The organism is Bacillus sp. 05T22, assembly GCF_056396765.1.
In genome coordinates this window covers 43,976-60,817 of sequence record NZ_JBFTMC010000022.1, presented here as the reverse complement: position 1 = coordinate 60,817, position 16,842 = coordinate 43,976, and the positions used below count along the sequence as shown (strand labels likewise).

The 16,842-nt window shown below is 35.6% G+C and carries 21 protein-coding genes and 2 pseudogenes; 18 read left to right on the top strand and 5 right to left on the bottom strand.

What is annotated here, in order from left to right; translation table 11 throughout:
* Positions 1-138 precede the first annotated feature (138 nt).
* The 3 genes and pseudogenes from AC1DIT_RS10230 to AC1DIT_RS10220 all read left to right on the top strand — a co-directional run.
* A pseudogene (locus tag AC1DIT_RS10230) lies at positions 139-369 on the top strand (histidine phosphatase family protein); the annotation flags it as partial.
* Positions 366-918 (top strand): annotated as a pseudogene (locus tag AC1DIT_RS10225) (delta-aminolevulinic acid dehydratase). The pseudogenes AC1DIT_RS10230 and AC1DIT_RS10225, both read left to right, overlap by 4 nt.
* Positions 919-1,177: 259 nt before the next feature.
* A complete protein-coding gene (locus tag AC1DIT_RS10220) occupies positions 1,178-1,678 on the top strand; it encodes a DoxX family protein (RefSeq protein ID WP_016132056.1) in 501 nt (166 codons plus the stop codon).
* A 41-nt stretch (positions 1,679-1,719) separates the two neighbouring features.
* On the opposite strand, the gene AC1DIT_RS10215 is transcribed toward AC1DIT_RS10220, so the two are convergent.
* Together AC1DIT_RS10215 and AC1DIT_RS10210 are read right to left on the bottom strand one after the other, a co-directional pair.
* Positions 1,720-2,592, bottom strand: a complete 873-nt coding sequence (locus tag AC1DIT_RS10215) for an alpha/beta fold hydrolase (protein ID WP_375337730.1) — start codon at positions 2,590-2,592, stop codon at positions 1,720-1,722.
* Between the two features lie 24 nt (positions 2,593-2,616).
* Complete coding sequence (locus AC1DIT_RS10210; protein WP_016132054.1) at positions 2,617-3,456, bottom strand: GNAT family N-acetyltransferase; 840 nt, start codon at positions 3,454-3,456, stop codon at positions 2,617-2,619.
* Positions 3,457-3,749: 293 nt separating this feature from the next.
* Between AC1DIT_RS10210 and AC1DIT_RS10205 the strand changes: the two genes are divergently transcribed.
* Both AC1DIT_RS10205 and AC1DIT_RS10200 read left to right on the top strand, forming a co-directional pair.
* A complete protein-coding gene (locus AC1DIT_RS10205; RefSeq protein WP_016132053.1) occupies positions 3,750-5,135 on the top strand; it encodes an alkaline phosphatase in 1,386 nt (461 codons plus the stop codon).
* Between the two features lie 56 nt (positions 5,136-5,191).
* Positions 5,192-5,671, top strand: a complete 480-nt coding sequence (locus tag AC1DIT_RS10200) for a Cif family virulence factor (protein ID WP_016116399.1) — start codon at positions 5,192-5,194, stop codon at positions 5,669-5,671.
* Between the two features lie 27 nt (positions 5,672-5,698).
* On the opposite strand, the gene AC1DIT_RS10195 is transcribed toward AC1DIT_RS10200, so the two are convergent.
* On the bottom strand, positions 5,699-6,349 hold the full coding sequence (locus AC1DIT_RS10195) for a GTP pyrophosphokinase (RefSeq protein ID WP_016116396.1): 651 nt from the start codon (positions 6,347-6,349) through the stop codon (positions 5,699-5,701).
* A gap of 358 nt (positions 6,350-6,707) precedes the next feature.
* Here AC1DIT_RS10195 and rpmG point away from each other — a divergent pair, with 358 nt between their 5' ends.
* From rpmG to AC1DIT_RS10180, 3 genes are all read left to right on the top strand, one after another.
* Entirely contained in the window at positions 6,708-6,857 is a 150-nt protein-coding gene (gene rpmG / locus AC1DIT_RS10190; RefSeq protein ID WP_001265619.1) for a 50S ribosomal protein L33, read from the top strand.
* Positions 6,858-6,978: 121 nt separating this feature from the next.
* Positions 6,979-7,692 (top strand): RNA polymerase sporulation sigma factor SigK, encoded by a 714-nt coding sequence (gene sigK / locus AC1DIT_RS10185; RefSeq protein ID WP_016116395.1) that lies wholly within the window; start codon positions 6,979-6,981, stop codon positions 7,690-7,692.
* Between the two features lie 294 nt (positions 7,693-7,986).
* Positions 7,987-8,784 (top strand): phosphatidylserine decarboxylase, encoded by a 798-nt coding sequence (locus AC1DIT_RS10180; RefSeq protein WP_016116394.1) that lies wholly within the window; start codon positions 7,987-7,989, stop codon positions 8,782-8,784.
* A gap of 148 nt (positions 8,785-8,932) precedes the next feature.
* Here the strand turns inward: AC1DIT_RS10180 and sda are convergent, their stop codons facing one another.
* Complete coding sequence (gene sda, locus AC1DIT_RS10175; protein WP_000850094.1) at positions 8,933-9,088, bottom strand: sporulation histidine kinase inhibitor Sda; 156 nt, start codon at positions 9,086-9,088, stop codon at positions 8,933-8,935.
* Positions 9,089-9,331: 243 nt separating this feature from the next.
* On the opposite strand from sda, the gene AC1DIT_RS10170 reads away from it, so the two are divergent.
* The 8 genes from AC1DIT_RS10170 (at position 9,332) to AC1DIT_RS10135 (ending at position 14,501) form a co-directional block, all read left to right on the top strand.
* Positions 9,332-9,844, top strand: coding sequence for a YqeG family HAD IIIA-type phosphatase (locus AC1DIT_RS10170; RefSeq protein WP_016116393.1), 513 nt, complete (start codon positions 9,332-9,334; stop codon positions 9,842-9,844).
* 3 nt (positions 9,845-9,847) lie between these two features.
* Entirely contained in the window at positions 9,848-10,954 is a 1,107-nt protein-coding gene (gene yqeH / locus AC1DIT_RS10165; protein ID WP_003200588.1) for a ribosome biogenesis GTPase YqeH, read from the top strand.
* Between the two features lie 15 nt (positions 10,955-10,969).
* Positions 10,970-11,803, top strand: coding sequence for a shikimate dehydrogenase (gene aroE / locus AC1DIT_RS10160; RefSeq protein WP_016116392.1), 834 nt, complete (start codon positions 10,970-10,972; stop codon positions 11,801-11,803).
* Positions 11,804-11,807: 4 nt separating this feature from the next.
* A complete protein-coding gene (gene yhbY / locus AC1DIT_RS10155; protein WP_003200592.1) occupies positions 11,808-12,098 on the top strand; it encodes a ribosome assembly RNA-binding protein YhbY in 291 nt (96 codons plus the stop codon).
* A 175-nt stretch (positions 12,099-12,273) separates the two neighbouring features.
* Positions 12,274-12,843: a nicotinate-nucleotide adenylyltransferase gene (locus AC1DIT_RS10150; protein WP_016116391.1), complete on the top strand. Its 570-nt coding sequence runs from the start codon at positions 12,274-12,276 to the stop codon at positions 12,841-12,843.
* Positions 12,833-13,402, top strand: a complete 570-nt coding sequence (yqeK, locus tag AC1DIT_RS10145) for a bis(5'-nucleosyl)-tetraphosphatase (symmetrical) YqeK (RefSeq protein WP_016116390.1) — start codon at positions 12,833-12,835, stop codon at positions 13,400-13,402. The genes AC1DIT_RS10150 and yqeK overlap by 11 nt, the downstream gene beginning before the upstream one ends.
* The gene (gene rsfS, locus AC1DIT_RS10140) at positions 13,399-13,755 is read left to right on the top strand and encodes a ribosome silencing factor (protein WP_016116389.1); all 357 of its coding nucleotides are present in this window, start codon (positions 13,399-13,401) and stop codon (positions 13,753-13,755) included. The genes yqeK and rsfS overlap by 4 nt, the downstream gene beginning before the upstream one ends.
* Entirely contained in the window at positions 13,752-14,501 is a 750-nt protein-coding gene (locus AC1DIT_RS10135) for a class I SAM-dependent DNA methyltransferase (RefSeq protein ID WP_016132052.1), read from the top strand. The genes rsfS and AC1DIT_RS10135 overlap by 4 nt, the downstream gene beginning before the upstream one ends.
* 172 nt (positions 14,502-14,673) lie before the next feature.
* Here AC1DIT_RS10135 and comER read toward each other — a convergent pair whose 3' ends face one another.
* Positions 14,674-15,501 (bottom strand): late competence protein ComER, encoded by an 828-nt coding sequence (gene comER / locus AC1DIT_RS10130; protein WP_016116387.1) that lies wholly within the window; start codon positions 15,499-15,501, stop codon positions 14,674-14,676.
* 82 nt (positions 15,502-15,583) lie between these two features.
* Between comER and AC1DIT_RS10125 the strand changes: the two genes are divergently transcribed.
* Entirely contained in the window at positions 15,584-16,183 is a 600-nt protein-coding gene (locus AC1DIT_RS10125; RefSeq protein ID WP_016116386.1) for a helix-hairpin-helix domain-containing protein, read from the top strand.
* A 64-nt stretch (positions 16,184-16,247) separates the two neighbouring features.
* On the top strand, positions 16,248-16,805 hold the full coding sequence (locus AC1DIT_RS10120; protein ID WP_016116385.1) for a ComE operon protein 2: 558 nt from the start codon (positions 16,248-16,250) through the stop codon (positions 16,803-16,805).
* The last annotated feature ends 37 nt before the right edge of the window (positions 16,806-16,842 follow it).

Sequence of the window (16,842 nt, the reverse complement as noted above, 5' to 3'; positions counted from 1 at the left end):
TTTTATCTCTGTTACTATAACCATTTGAGAGGAGAATCATGAATTGGTATTCGGATTAAAAAATGTATAACTCTGTATAGATTTTTCAGCTTTCAAACATTTGTGAATCCCTCCCTAAATATATAAGAATTATAAAGTGAAAGCGTAAACAGTGTGTTATGGGACGAGGGGATAAATACGATTTCCGAGAAGGAATTTGGGGCTAGAGCAGATGAATTTATCAACTGGTGTTRTACATTAAAGACAGAAAGAATTTGTATTGTGTCACATGATGGAACGATTACCGCATATAGACAGTATTTACAAAAGCAGGAGTTAACTAGAGAGGACTTTTTAGAAGAGACAGGTATATATATAATGAACTTATGAATGAAGGTTTTCATTTGAATATTGGGTTAGTAGTTGGTGACAATTCAGATTTAGAAGCACAATCGCTTCGAGCGACTCTTGAGTATTTTGGAGCAAAAGTCGTGACATATTGGATTGATCGGCCACGTGATTTGATGGATGTTCTTTCAGGAAAAAGTTTGTATGAAGATATAGATTATATTGTTTTTTGTTTTCATGGTGAAGAAGGTGGATTTGTAATGGGAGAATTAGGAGAAGCTGTGTATGAAGAAGATGAGCCGAGAGAGAATTCTGGTGTAGATGAAATTAAACAATATGCAAAATTGCATAATATATATTATTAATAGCTCGTGTACTTTAGGAAATCCAAAACTTGTGAAAGCATTTTTAAATAGTGGTGTACAAACCTATATAGGTTCAACAGATTATGTGGATGGAACTGCAGCATTTATGTTTACAATCCGCTTATTTTACGGGATTATCAACCATCAAAAAACAATAGATGGTGCATTTCAAGTTGCAAAATCATTAGATAACGAGACTCTTACATTTGAATTATATAAAGAATAAAACGTATTCATCCGAATATAGGATAAGTACGTTTCACATTTATCACATAATTTTTTTACAAAAAATAATGAAAAACATTATCAATTATGGTATGATATTTTCAAGTTTTTTGCAAGGAAATAAAAGCAACTATATAAATGTTAGTTTTTAACATTCTATGTAATTGTCACAATTTATTCATAATTAACATTTGAAAAGTAAGTAACTAATGTTAAGATATTACCTGTAACTAACTTAATTACATCTTTAGGAGGAAGATATGGTTATTCAATTTTTAAGAGAAAACAAAGCAGTTTCTTTTGTGTTAGCGATTATCCGTGTTTATCTGGGGTACACATGGTTGATGGCTGGAATCGGAAAGTTACAAGGAAAGGGATTTGATGCGACAGGTTATTTGCAGGGGGCTATTGAAAAGTCAAAAGGAGCACAACCAGCTGTTCAATCTTGGTGGGCATCATTCTTACAAGACTTTGCAATTCCGAATGTTGATCTATTTAACACGCTTGTAACATGGGGAGAAATTCTAGTTGGAATAGGTTTAATTGTAGGTTGTTTAACGAAAACAGCTGTCTTTTTTGGTCTTGTAATGAACTTTTCCTATATGTTTAGTGGGTCTCTAGGTGTGAATCCACAAATGGTTATTTTATCTATGTTTGTTTTAGTTGCTGGCATGAATGCTGGAAAACTTGGAATTGATGGTTGGTTTGTACCTAAATTACTAGGTTCAAAAACGCAAAAAAGACAGAGGCAAGCTGCTTAATATATGAAACGGGTATCTCAAAGGTGAGATACCCGTTTTTATTACTTTGTCGTTTCGGTTGGATTCTTTTCAAAGAATTCTTTTACATAGTCCATAAATTCTTTCGGTTCTTGGCGGAATGGGGCATGATAACCTTTTTCAATAATATGAAAGGCGCTGTTTTTTAAAAACTGATGATAAGATTCGCCTTCTTTCCATGATACACTACTATCATTTCTGCCCCAAATAATTAAAGTCGGAAGCTTGATTTCACTAGCATTAATCTTAAGACGTCTAGGCCACATTTTCATTTGGTTATAATGTTCTGTATCATCGCGTTTAAATTTCACTTTGCTTTCATCATAATCTGTAATAGAAGAAACAGTATGTAAATCATTCGATAACTGTGGCTTAGGTGAAGCATTTCTATTTGTTAATGATACAGCCCCTGTAGCATCTGTTAAAATGAGATGGGTAACTGCACTTGGATATAAGTATGCTAAATTAAGAGAAATTTCTCCACCCATAGAGTGACCAAGCACTGCAAATGTATCATGTCCTAATTTTTTCATTAACTTATAATAAAGATTGGCATGGTTAGGGAAAGAATATGGAAAATCCATCGGCTTGGAAGAATGGCCAAATCCTAAAACATCAACGGAGATAATCGTATGATCTTTTGCTAAGTCTGCATAAATATCGCTAAATCCGTTGGATGATCCACCAAATCCATGAAGCATAAGTAATGGTGGTTTCTTTTTTCCAATTTGTTTAAAGTAAATAGTTTGTCCATCTATTTCGACCATTTTTTCATCTGTTGTTAACTTTGTTTCAATTGTATTTTTTACTTGTTTTACTGTTTCTACTGGTTTTTCTGCCGCATTACAACCCACTAATAATGTAAGAGTAAAACAGCTTACTATATAAGATTTCATTCGTTTCAAGCATTTGACCCCTTTCTAACATAACGCTGCATCCATCATAGCAAATAAATGGTCACGATTTCCAGATAGGTGACTTCCATTTTTTATCATAAGGGGTGAAAGAAGTGTTTCTTGAAATCCTTTCGATTCCAAGTGTGCTCGAAATGTACATTGTGAGTGTGGAACATCTATACGTACAGTTCCATTCCAACCTTTGCAAATGGATTGTAATAATTGGATTGCATCTCCCTCATTTTTTGCGATAAGAGGGGTAATGCACAGTACATCCCCTTTTTGGATACATAATGCAAAAGACTCTATCCTATGGTTTCTTTCAATTTTAAATGTGAGTGCTGCTCTAGCTAGTAATATCGAATAATGGTTTGGACGATGCGTACCTGTTGCGGTTTTATCAAGCTTAATGAGAGAACTAAGATCATCTTGTATAATTTGCTTGAAATGAGAGAGATTCGTAGATGTATTTGTAACAAATTTTTCAAAGCGATGGATTGTTGTAATTGTCGTAAAGCCGTATTTTTGGTACAAGAGCACACCAGCATCTGTTGCGGTGAGTATAACAGGGAGAGAAGTAGGCGCTTGGTGCACACAAAAATCGAGTAGAGAATGGCCAAGTCCTTGTTTTTGAAAGTTGGGGTGAACCATTAACATACCGATAGAAGAAAATCCAGATTCGGAAGGGAATACCCCACCAGTAGCAATCAGTTTTTCGTTCTGTGTATAGCCAAATAGACTTCCGATTGACAGGTACATTTCAAATTGCTTTCGCATAAATAATTGAGGCTGTAACCATCCAACAGCTTCGCAAAGAGAAATGAGCTGTGAAATACTAGAATTATTTAGTTTTTGTATTTGCATATTGAATCACCACATTTCTAATCTAGTAGAAATATTTTACCATGAAAAAAATAAATACATAGTCATAAACAGAGAGAATGTAAAGCAGTAATTTTTAATTTTGAAAAATCCACACTAGTTTCTTTTCATTTTGTAAAGGTGATAAAGCTTAATGATATAAGACAAAGATATACAAATTATAACTAAAATTTACATTACTTAACAAAATATTTACATATAACTAACTTTTCCTTAATAGTCTTCCTTTAAATTGGGTATTGGGAACTTAATAACGTATTAGGGGGACAAAAAAAGTGAAAAAGTTTATGAAGAAAGCATGGCCATTTGCAGTTGTCACATCGTTAGCACTTACTTCCGTAGTAACGTGGGGCGTAACACGTTCAGATGTAATTAAAGCGGATGGAAAAGCAAGTGATCCAAAAATTAAGAATGTAATTGTTTTAATTGGGGATGGCATGGGACCTTCGTATATGACTGCTCATCGTTATATGAAAGACAATCCAAAGACGTTTGAAATGGAATCGACAGAATTTGATAATCATCTTGTAGGAACACAAAAGACATATCCAGAAGATGAGCATCAAAATATTACGGATTCTGCATCAGCGGCAACAGCGATGTCAGCAGGTGTGAAAACATACAATGCAGCAATCGCGGTTGATAATGATCAGGCAGAAGTGAAAACAGTACTTGAACAAGCAAAAGAGCAAGGAAAATCAACAGGTTTAGTTGCAACTTCTGAAATTACACATGCAACACCAGCTGCTTTTGGAGCGCATGATATAAGCCGTAAAAATATGGATGCAATTGCAAATGATTACTTTGATGAGAAAATTAATGGGAAACATAAAGTAGATGTTCTTCTTGGTGGTGGCGTGAATAACTTTGTAAGAAAAGATCGAAATCTTACAGAAGAATTTAAGAAGTCTGGTTATAGCTATGTAACAGATCGTGAACAATTATTAAATGATAAAAGTGATCAAATTCTTGGTTTATTTGCACCAGGTGGCTTAGATAAAATGATCGATCGTAATGAAAAAACACCTTCGTTAGAAGAAATGACAAATGCAGCAATCAATCGTTTAAATAAAAACGATAAAGGTTTCTTCTTAATGGTAGAAGGTAGTCAAATTGACTGGGCTGGCCATGATAATGATGTAGTTGGTGCGATGAGTGAAATGGAAGACTTTGAGAAAGCATTTAAAGCAGCAATTGAATTTGCGAAAAAAGATAAACATACATTAGTGATTGCAACAGCTGACCATTCTACTGGTGGATTCTCTCTTGGTGTAAACGGTGAATATAACTTTAATGCAAATGCAATTAAAGCTGCGAAACGTACACCAGACTTTATGGCAAATGAAATTGTAAAAGGTGCAAATGTAGAAGAAACGTTGAAAAAATACATTGATTTACAATTAACACCAGAAGAAATTAAATCCGTGAATGACATTGCTCCATCAAAAGACGTAACGAAAATTGATAATGCGATTGAAGAAATCTTCAATAAACGTTCATTTACAGGCTGGACAACAGGTGGACATACTGGTGAAGATGTGAACGTATATGCATTTGGACCAGGTAAATATCTATTCTCTGGCGTTCAAGAAAATACAAATTTAGCAAAACGCGTCTTCGATATTGTTGGTGGCGGTGACCCTAATAAAGGTAGACGTTAATTGTGAAGGAAAGCGAGGCATTTCGCCTCGTTTTTTCTTTTTTGGAGGAATAAAGGATGCAAAATTTTGTTAAGAAAATAGGGGCTTCTGCTATAGCTGGGTTATTATTAATGGGTTGTCAATTTCAGCAAGAAACGAAGCAAAAAGATATAGAAAAGAAAGAGGTAACGGTAAAACAAGAAACGAAGGTACATGTAACACCAGAAGAAGAGAAAGAAATTCGGAATGTAATAGAGACGTTTGTACAGACGACAAACGAAAAAAATTTCGATCAACATATGGCTTTGTTTTCGAGCAAAATTGTTGGCGCCGAAGACTTACGGACACAAAAGAAAGCTGCATTTCAAAGAGAAAATAAGAGAATTGAGTTGAATCGTGTTCAAGTGAAAAGTTCAAAAGGCGATTTTGTCATTGTTGAAACAGAAGAAAAAGAAATAGATGGTGGAAGCTCTCTTCAGAAAAAGATCCGGTATGCGCTAGGAAAAGAAGATGAGCATTGGAAAATTGAAGAAGTCCGGACGGTAGAAAAGAAATAAAAAGGTTCTCTTATTAGGAGAACCTTTTTATAATGGTAGTAAAATTTGATTTGAACATGCTTCAATATCATCAATATCTTGGCGGATGGTTGCCATTTTATTATCAAGCTCTTCAGCTTTCATGGCAGCATCGTGGAGTTCATCTTTTAAATAATCGGGGATATTCCCCTCATATTTATAGTAGAGTTTATGCTCTAAACTTGCCCAGAAGTCCATAGCGAGTGTACGTAATTGAATTTCTGCAAAAACTTCTTTTGTACCAGAATTTAGCGCTAGTGGATACTTAATAATCATATGCAAACTTTTGTAGCCGTTTTGCTTTGGATTAGCAATGTAATCTTTTACTTCTACAATTTCCATGTCTTCACGATTTTCAATGACTTGTTTTAAGTGATAAATATCTTCCACAAAGCAACATGTAATCCGAATGCCGATAATATCTTGCAAATGTGTTTGCGCATTTGCAATCGTTGGTGCTAAATTTTTGCGTTCGAGTTTTTTTACGATACTTTCAGGCTGTTTCAATCTTGTTTTTATATGTTCAAACGGGTTGTAGTCCTCTAAGAATTGAGCTTCCCGGTTCATAATTTCGAATTTTGTTTTTAACTCTTCTAAAGCGAATGTATAAGGTAATACAAATGCTTTCCAATAGTTAACAGTTGATTGATTATATTTCATTTATATACACACCTTTTCATATTTGCAAATAAGGTTGCCTATTATACTAAATACCAAATCATATAAGCGCATGCTGCAAATGATGAGATTATAAAACGGTATTTTGCTTTCATTTGTTTTTAACTCCTTTCTAATTAGCTTTCATATATCAATAAATTGGATTGTTAGTAAATTGATTATGTACAATTCTAATAGTAATGGATTGATGTGAATTTCGTATGAACTAATTGTTTCAGTTTTTTGTCTTTTTAGAATGATTGTTAAAAGGATGAATTGACAAAAAGAATAATAGCATTTATTATATAAATCGTAATCATTACGTTTTAGGTGGGATCTTTGGAGAAAAGGAGGTCTACATATGCGTGTAAACATTACATTAGCTTGTACAGAATGCGGTGATCGTAATTATATTACGAAGAAGAATAAGCGAAATAATCCGGAGCGTATTGAACTGAAAAAATATTGTCCACGATTAAAGCGAGTAACATTGCATCGTGAAACGAAGTAAAACAGCTAGAGAAATCTAGCTGTTTTTTTATGCATTTCTATTCTTAAATAGGTACAGACACAAACACCCCACCACCCACATACACATAGTAAAGACCACTATTTTGGCGGAGGTGAAGGGTTTGAGTCTATTCGCCGCAATTGGATACATGATTCGCGAAGTGTTTGTATTTGTTTCTTATGTTAAAAACAATGCGTTTCCACAGCCATTGTCACCAGATGATGAAAAGAAGTACTTAGAGCTGATGGAGCAAGGTGATGCTCATGCGAGAAATCTTTTAATTGAACATAATTTACGGCTTGTGGCTCATATTGTTAAGAAATTTGAAAACACAGGTGAGGATTCGGAAGATTTAATTTCTATCGGAACGATTGGGCTCATTAAGGCAATTGAGAGTTATTCAGCGGGGAAAGGAACGAAGCTGGCGACATATGCAGCTCGTTGTATTGAAAATGAAATTTTAATGCATTTGCGTGTACTGAAGAAAACAAAAAAAGATGTTTCACTTCATGACCCGATTGGACAGGACAAGGAAGGAAATGAAATATCACTTATCGACATTTTAAAATCCGAATCCGAAGATGTAATTGATATGATTCAGCTTAGCATGGAATTAGAAAAAATTAAGGAATATATCGATATTTTAGATGAACGAGAGAAAGAAGTGATTGTAAAAAGGTTTGGACTTGGTCTTGATAAAGAAAAAACGCAGCGAGAAATTGCGAAAGCGCTAGGCATTTCAAGAAGTTACGTGTCCCGGATTGAGAAGCGAGCACTGATGAAAATGTTTCATGAATTTGTTCGTGCGGAGAAGGAAAAGAAGGGAAAAGCGTAAAGGTGTGTGGTACGGTTGCAGCTCAAGTGCAGCCGTTTTTTCTTTTGATGAAAAGGGAATAAAACAAGAAACTCTAAGAAGAAATATACGTTCACTGTTGAAAATGACGGGTTCTATCTGTAATATTAGAAGGTGCTAACGAATTTAAGAATGAAATAGTACTTGCTTTTTCTTTTTATATGACTGGCTCGATGTATGATAAGTGAATATAAAAACCACTTTCTGATATAGAAAGAAAAGAAGGGAAAGCTAAACTTAATTGTTACATTAAGACTTATTAGGAGGTTTCGCGGTTTGCGACGTACATTATATCGACTCATGATCGAACTTACAAACGGGCGTTTTACTTCTTATATATTACGTAAATTTGCACAGTCTCGCTTAAGTTCCATTATTATTTCGTCTTATGCAAAAGCATTTCAATTGAATCAGGATGAGATGGAGAAGGATTTAAAGGAATACCAGACGCTGCATGAATTATTTACACGTAAGTTGAAAGAAGGAAAACGAGAAATAGATGCAGAGGCATCAAGTATTGTTAGTCCTGTTGATGGGGTATCTGCTGATCATGGCCCTATTGAAGAAACGAAAACATTTGATATTAAGGGCAAGCGGTATTCGCTTGTGGATATGCTAGGTAATGAAGAGCGAGCAAGACGCTATGCCGGCGGTACATATATGGTTATTTATTTAAGTCCAAGTCATTATCATCGCATTCATAGCCCGCTCTCAGGTGCTGTGACAGAGAGATTTGTACTTGGGAGAAAATCATATCCAGTAAACGCAGCAGGAATGAAATATGGAAAAGAGCCATTGTCAAAGAATTATCGTTCTGTCACAGAGGTCGATAGTGAAGGGCAACATATGGCGCTTGTAAAAGTAGGAGCTATGTTTGTAAATAGTATTGAGCTTCTTCATGAAAGAAACACTGTTCAAAAAGGTGAAGAGATGGCATACTTTACATTTGGTTCAACGGTCGTTTTACTGTTTGAAAAAGGAATGGTTGAAGTTGTTTCAACATTAACGAGTGGCCAAGAACTTCGCGTTGGTGAAAAAATCGCAACGCGCTTATCTAATGGTAACGGGCAGTAAAAGTTTTATCACAAACTTGTGAGGGCACCAAGAAGTTAGATGGGCTTATGGGATGAGTGAAAAGTTCCCACGGATGGAAGTTTCATTTTATAAAAGAGCCATCTTGAGGATGGCTCTTTTTACAGGCGAAGCAGTAATCTATATGTACTCAAGACGATTTGACAAGCTTGTCCTCTAATGATCGCCGGATGATTTCTTGTTTTATAAGTAAAATGAAGTCAGGATTTAATTTTAGTTCTTTTGCTTTATAATAAGACTCAGTGAGTAACTCAGTAGATAACTGTTCCATATGTTTCGTTTTCAAGGTGAGTCACCTCCGATAATAAGGATAGGTTCTTTGTTGCATCTACTGTATCAAAAAATTATGATAGTCACAAACGACTAGTTATCCACATATCACCGTGGATAAGGTGTGTATGAATTGTTGATAAATTTCGAATTAACTGAAATATTAGTGTGGAAAATGTGTACAATGTTATCCACAAGCTCGCTATCGAAAAATGTTGTCGAAAAATTTTAAGAAAACTCCTCAAAGAGGTGAAAGAAATTGAAATTATTTTTACCTAATGAATACGTAAAAAACGTATATCATGTTCAACCGGAAGATTTAAAAAAGCGCGGGATCAAAGGTATTATTACTGATTTAGATAATACTTTAATTGAATGGGATCGCCCGAATGCAACGCCTAAGCTTGAGCAATGGTTTTTAAACATGAAAGAGCAAGGCATTCAAGTAACGGTCGTTTCAAATAATAATGAGCAACGTGTAAAGGATTTTGCAGATCCACTTGGCATTCCTTTTATCCATAGTGCACGTAAACCATTTGTTCGTGCTTTTAAACGTGCGATACAAGAAATGAATTTAAAAGCGGATGAAGTAGTTGTTATTGGGGACCAATTGTTAACGGATGTATTAGGCGGGAATCGCGTTGGTTTATATACAATTTTAGTCGTGCCAGTGGCACAAACAGATGGACTAGTAACGCGCTTTAATCGAAAAATTGAACGAAGAATTATGAGCAATATGAAGAAAAAAGGTTTAATTAACTGGGAGGAATAAAGTTTGACTGAAACAATTAAATGTATTGGTTGCGGTGTAGAAATTCAAACAGAAAATAAAAATGGAGTTGGATATGCACCAACTTCATCTTTAGAAAAAGAACAAGTGATTTGTCAACGTTGTTTCCGTTTAAAGAACTATAATGAAATTCAAGATGTGTCTTTAACAGATGATGATTTCTTGCGTATTTTAAATGGAATTGGACAATCAGATGCACTTGTTGTCAAAATTGTAGATATTTTTGACTTCAATGGTAGTTGGTTACCAGGCTTACATCGTTTTGTAGGGAACAACAAAGTATTGCTTGTTGGAAACAAATCGGATTTAATTCCAAAGTCAGTAAAGCATGATAAAGTAAAACATTGGATGCGTTATAGTGCAAAGCAACTGGGCCTAAAACCAGAAGATGTCTTTTTAATTAGTGCAGCAAAAGGACAAGGTATTCGCGAGCTTGCTGAGGCGATTGAACAGTACCGCGGTGGTAAGGATGTATACGTTGTAGGGTGTACAAATGTTGGGAAATCTACATTTATTAATCGCATGATTAAAGAATTTAGTGAAGAAACTGAGAATGTGATTACAACGTCTCATTTTCCAGGAACAACACTTGATTTAATTGACATTCCGTTAGATGAAACATCTTCTTTATATGATACACCAGGTATTATTAATCACCACCAAATGGCACATTACGTTGGAAAGCAAAGCTTAAAGCTTATTACACCAACGAAGGAAATTAAGCCAATGGTATTCCAATTAAACGAAGAACAAACATTATTCTTCGGGGGATTAGCACGTTTTGATTATATTAGTGGTGGTCGTCGTGCGTTCACTTGTCATTTATCAAATCGTCTACCAATTCATCGTACAAAACTTGAAAAAGCAGATGAATTGTATGAAAAACATGCTGGGGAGTTATTAAATCCACCAACTCCAGAAGAACTAGAAAATATGCCTGGGCTTGTGAAATATGAATTTAATATTCGTGAGCCAAAAACAGATGTTGTATTCTCTGGATTAGGATGGGTGACTGTAAATGAGCCAGGTGCAAAAATCGTTGCTCATGTACCAAAAGGAGTTAGTGTTTCATTACGTAAATCTTTAATTTAATATGGAGAGGGATTTATGAAACAATTATATGGTGTAATCGGGAATCCAATTGGACATTCATTGTCACCGCTCATGCATAACGATGCATTTGAACACTTGAATATAGATGCTCATTATCATGCGTTTCTTGTAGAAGAAGAAACATTAGGGGAAGCAGTGAAAGGGTTAAAGGCGTTAGGAGTTTCAGGATTTAATGTCACGACTCCACATAAAGTTTCAATTATGAAATACTTGGATGAAATTGATCCGTTAGCAAAGCAAATTGGTGCTGTGAATACGGTAGTTCATAGAGATGGAAAACTAATTGGTTATAATACAGATGGAATTGGTTATGTTCGTTCATTACAATCGATTAGTAAAGAGCCGCTTTATCAAAAGCGTATTTTATTACTCGGTGCAGGTGGAGCGTGCCGTGCTATCTATTTTTCGCTTGCAGACGCAGGTGTAAAGGAAATTGATATTGCCAATCGAACAGTGGAAAAGGCAAATCATCTTCTCTCTGGATGCCAAGCAAAGATTACATCGCAAGCTCTTTCATTAGAGCAAGCAACTGAAGAACAAGGGAATTATGATATTATCATTCATACAACAACGATAGGAATGCATCCGCATATCCAAAATACACCGTTGCAAATTCGATCTTTGAAACAAGGGACGATTGTCTCGGATATTATTTATAATCCATTTGAGACAAAGCTTCTGCAAGATGCAAAAGCTAAAGGAGCAATCGTGCAGAATGGAATAGATATGTTTGTTTATCAAGGAGCACTTGCATTTGAAATGTGGACAGGACGTATGCCGAATATCGAAAAAATGAAACAATTAGTAATGAGAAAGCTTGGAGGCTAACTATATGTTAACAGGAAAACAAAAAAGATTTTTACGTGCAAAAGCACATCACTTAACACCGATTTTTCAAGTTGGAAAAGGTGGCGTAAATGAAAATATGGTAAAACAAATTGCAGAGGCGTTAGAAGCTCGTGAGTTATTCAAAGTGAGCGTACTACAAAACTGTGAATTTGATCGTCGTGAAGTTGCAGAAGAGTTGGCTAAAGGTGCGAGAGCTGAAATTGTCCAAGTAATTGGAAGCACAATTGTTTTATATAAAGAATCAAGAGAAAATAAACAAATCAAACTTCCATAATAGCAAGTTTACTGTGCTCAGGATGTGTATAGGTCGTTTCCATAGCATATGCTTGCTATGTTCGAGATTCGTTCTTGCTAATAGGGTTTAGACCAATTGAGCTTTTACAGGCAGTAATCTCTCCGCATGTTGTTTCGGAAAGATTACTGCTTGTGAATTAAAGGGGGCGTTTCATTTGAAAAAAATCGGAATCATTGGCGGCACGTTTGATCCGCCTCATTATGGACATTTGCTGATTGCAAATGAGGTATATGATGCACTCGCGCTTGATGAAATATGGTTTTTGCCGAATCAAATTCCACCTCATAAACAAGATCGTAGTATTACAAGTGTAGAAAATCGATTGAACATGTTAGAGTTAGCAATTGGGCAAGAGGAGTATTTCTCGGTTTGTTTAGAAGAGTTAAGAAGAGAAGGTCCATCCTATACATATGACACTATGTTACAATTAACTAAGAAGCATCCGGACGCGCAGTTTCATTTTATTATTGGCGGAGATATGGTGGAGTATTTACCAAAATGGTATAACATCGAGAAATTACTTCAACTTGTAACTTTTGTTGGAGTTGCAAGACCGGGGTATACATTAAATACACCTTATGCAATCGTCACAGTAGAAATTCCGGAATTTGCTGTTTCGTCTTCCTTGTTACGTGAGAGATATAAAGAGAAGAAAACGTGCAAATATTTGCTTCCAGAACAAGTACAGGTATATATCGAGAGGAATGGGTTGTATGAATCGTGAGAAAGCACTTGAGATTGTAAAACAACAAATGCATGAAAAACGTTATATACATACAATTGGTGTAATGGAAACGGCAATTGAACTTGCTAAGCTATATGGCGTGGATGAGAAAAAAGCAGAAATGGCTGCTATATTTCATGATTATGCAAAATGTAGATCGATTCAAGAGATGGAAGACATTATTAAGCAGGAAGAGTTGCCAAAAGATTTACTTCACTACAACAAAGAGTTATGGCATGCACCAGTTGGGGCATACTTAGTAGAAAAAGAAGTCGGCATTACGGACTCTGAAATTCTGCAAGCTATTACATATCACACAAGCGGTCATGAAGAGATGACAATGCTTGATAAAGTTATTTATGTGGCAGATTATATTGAACCTGGACGCAAATTTCCAGGTGTGGAAGAAGCACGGAAATTAGCACAGGAAGATATAAATAAAGCTTTATTATTTGCATTAAAACGTACGATTCAATTTTTAATGGAAAAGGATCAAACGATCTATCCGTTAACATTTCAAACATACAATGCGGTCCTGAAGGAGGAAATTACTGAATGAAAGATAAAGAGTTATTAGTATTAGCAGCAAAAGCAGCTGATGATAAAAGAGCAGAAGATATGGTTGTACTAAACATGCAAGGAATTTCACCAATTGCAGATTATTTTATTATTTGTCATGGGAATTCTGATAAGCAAGTACAAGCAATTGCACGTGAAATTAAAGCGAAGGCACATGAATTCCAAATCGACGTACAACGTATGGAAGGCTTCGATGAAGCGCGTTGGGTTTTAGTGGACCTTGGTGATGTAGTTGCGCATGTATTCCATAAAGATGAGCGTGATCATTATAATTTAGAGCGTCTATGGGGCGATGTGCCACGTGAAGATATTACAGAAGAGTTAAGCCAATGAGATATGAGCAATTTGCATTGTTGTATGATGAACTCATGAATGATGTCCCATATGATAAATGGGTAGAATTCACAGAGGAAAGCTTACAGCAGGCAGGCATGAAAGAGGCGAAGATTCTTGATGTAGCGTGCGGGACTGGGAATGTAACACTTCCGCTTGTGCGAAAAGGTTATGACATGATTGGTGTCGATCTTTCAGAAGAAATGCTAACAGTTGCCCAGCAAAAGCTAGGGGGAGAAGGGTATTTTATTCCTTTTTATCAACAGGATATGAGAGAACTGGATGTTCCTGGTGAATTTGATTGTGTGACAATCTTTTGTGATTCATTAAATTATGTATTGCAAGAAGAGGGGATACAAGAAACATTCAGACGAGTATTTCACCATCTGCGTCAAGAAGGTCTGTTCTTATTTGATGTACACTCTTTATATAAAATTTATCATGTCTTTCAAAATGAAACGTACACAGTCAATGGGGAAGAGATAGCTCTCATTTGGAACTGCTTCCCTGGCGAAGAATCAGATAGTGTAGAACATGACTTGTCATTCTTTGTACAGGATCCAGAGGAAGGTGTATATCACCGCTTTGATGAATGTCATATGCAACGTGCCTATTCAGTTGAATTGTTAACAAAATGGCTTGAAGAATCTGGATTTACAGTGCTTCGTGTAACGGGTGATTTTGAACGAATGGAAGTAACTGAACAAACGGAACGTATCTTTTTTATGGCGAAAAAAAATGGATAAAAACAAAAGCAACCGATTAGGTTGCTTTTGTTTTGTTTAGAATACAATGTTTTATTTATAGAAAAGTAGAAAAGTAATACCTATAAAATCTAAAAATAAGTGTTTGATAAAAAATAGGATGAGAAAAAGAGAAGGATTTTTAAGAGGATTCTGTATCATTGTGGCGTATTATTTACGTGTGCTTATTAAATTGTTGTTCAACGCCTTCTAAATCTTCATCGTATTTTTCATGTGTCCGCTCGAATAATTTATGGAACATATCTCCGACGTGATCCTCTAAAATACGAATGCCTTCTCCTGTAACACCGCCTTTTACACATACTTTCTCTTGTAGAGTTGGTAATGTGAAAATTTCTTTTTCTAGTAATTTCCCCATCCCGATAATCATTTCACTTGCTAAAGTAGTTGCTTCTTCATGAGTAATATTTGTTTTATCCACAGCAGCATCAATGAAACATTGTAGTAAGTAGCTGAAGAATGCAGGTCCGCAGCTTGCAATGTCAGATGAAACTCGTGTAATATTTTCTCCAATCACAATAGGTGTAGAAATATTTTTAAACAAACGAAGTAACTTTTGTTCCCATTCTTTCGAACAGTTTTTCCCGAATGTGAATAGTGAGGCGCCAGAGAATGCGCGGTTTGTAATGCTCGGAATAATACGTGCAACGTGACAAGATACAACCTGTTCTAATTGAGCTGCTGATATGGGGCTTGTAATAGAAATTAAACATTTTTCATCAGTAAAGTGGGCAGTGTGTTTTTTTAAAATTGGATAGATGTCTAAAGGTTTAACGCAAATAAAAATAAGCTCTGAACGTTCAATTACCTCTTGCACTGTCTTTGCTATATGAACAGAAGGATACTTCTCTTTTATATGATATGCTTTGGCAGGCGTACGATTAATAATAGTAAGGCACGAAGGTTTGACAGCACGGGTTTCTAAAAATGCATCGATTAGTATATTCCCCATGTTTCCTGTCCCTATAATTCCTATGTTCAATGTTTCATCCCTCCTTCGTAACATCTTTCTCCTAAACAATATGAACCATGTTGTGAATTTATGAATTGGAGGTATTAAAATTATGCAGAATTTTCAAAAGAGGTGGCTCGCTTTATTAGGGACTGTTGCCGTCGTATTTATACTGTTTATGTGGCAGACGAAGCAACAAGCTGTGCAACCGACCGTGAAACTTGATACAAATGTGAAGAGTGAAGAGAGAAAAGGTAAATTGAAAGTAGCAGAATCAAATGAACGGAAAAAAACAATTATGATTGATATAAAAGGTGCTGTGCATCGCGAAGGTGTATATGAGGTAGGAGCGGGTGCACGCGTGAAAGACGGGATTGAAAAAGCGGGTGGTTTTTTACCAGAAGCGGATATGGGAAAAGTGAACTTAGCGCAGCTTATGCAAGATCAAATGTTACTCTATGTTCCGAAAAAAGGAGAGCAAGTTCAAGGAGCTAATATACCTTCAGGGCGGCAGGAGGAGAAAATTCAAATTAATGTTGCTTCAAAAGAGCAACTCGAAAAAATAACGGGAATTGGGCCTCGGAAAGCAGAAAATATTTTGAAATATCGAGAAGAACACGGGCCGTTTCAAAAAATGGAAGATTTATTGGAGGTAGATGGCATTGGAGAGAAATCGCTTGAAAAAATAAAAGATAAAATAATTATTCCATAAAGGATTGACGAACTTTTTCTTTTTTCGCTACACTACAAGTAGATGAAAAAGTAGGTGAAAAGATATGGAACGAATTTCTTGGGATCAATATTTTATGACGCAAAGTCACTTATTATCACTACGTAGTACGTGTACAAGGCTTGCAGTAGGAGCGACAATTGTCCGCGATAAGCGAATTATTGCGGGTGGATATAACGGTTCAATCACAGGTGGTGTGCATTGTATAGATGATGGGTGTTATATCATTGATAATCATTGTGTTCGTACAATTCATGCTGAAATGAATGCACTGTTGCAATGTGCAAAATTTGGTGCGAAAACAGAAGGTGCGGAGATTTATGTTACACACTTTCCTTGTTTACAATGTTGTAAAGCCATTATTCAAAGTGGTATTACAGCTGTTTATTACGCACAAGACTATAAAAATCACCCGTATGCTGTGGAACTATTCGAACAAGCAAATGTCACTGTGAAACATGTTCCGTTAGAATATGATATTACATCGTTAGAGCAACAAGAACGTCATTTGCAATTAAAAGAACTGTTTTCATCTTTAGAAAAAGATGATTTAACAATGAATGAATTACAACAAGTATTCGCTAGAGCAAAAGAGATACTGTAAGTGCGTGTTCAAAAAGGAGGATAAAGAGAGCCGGGCA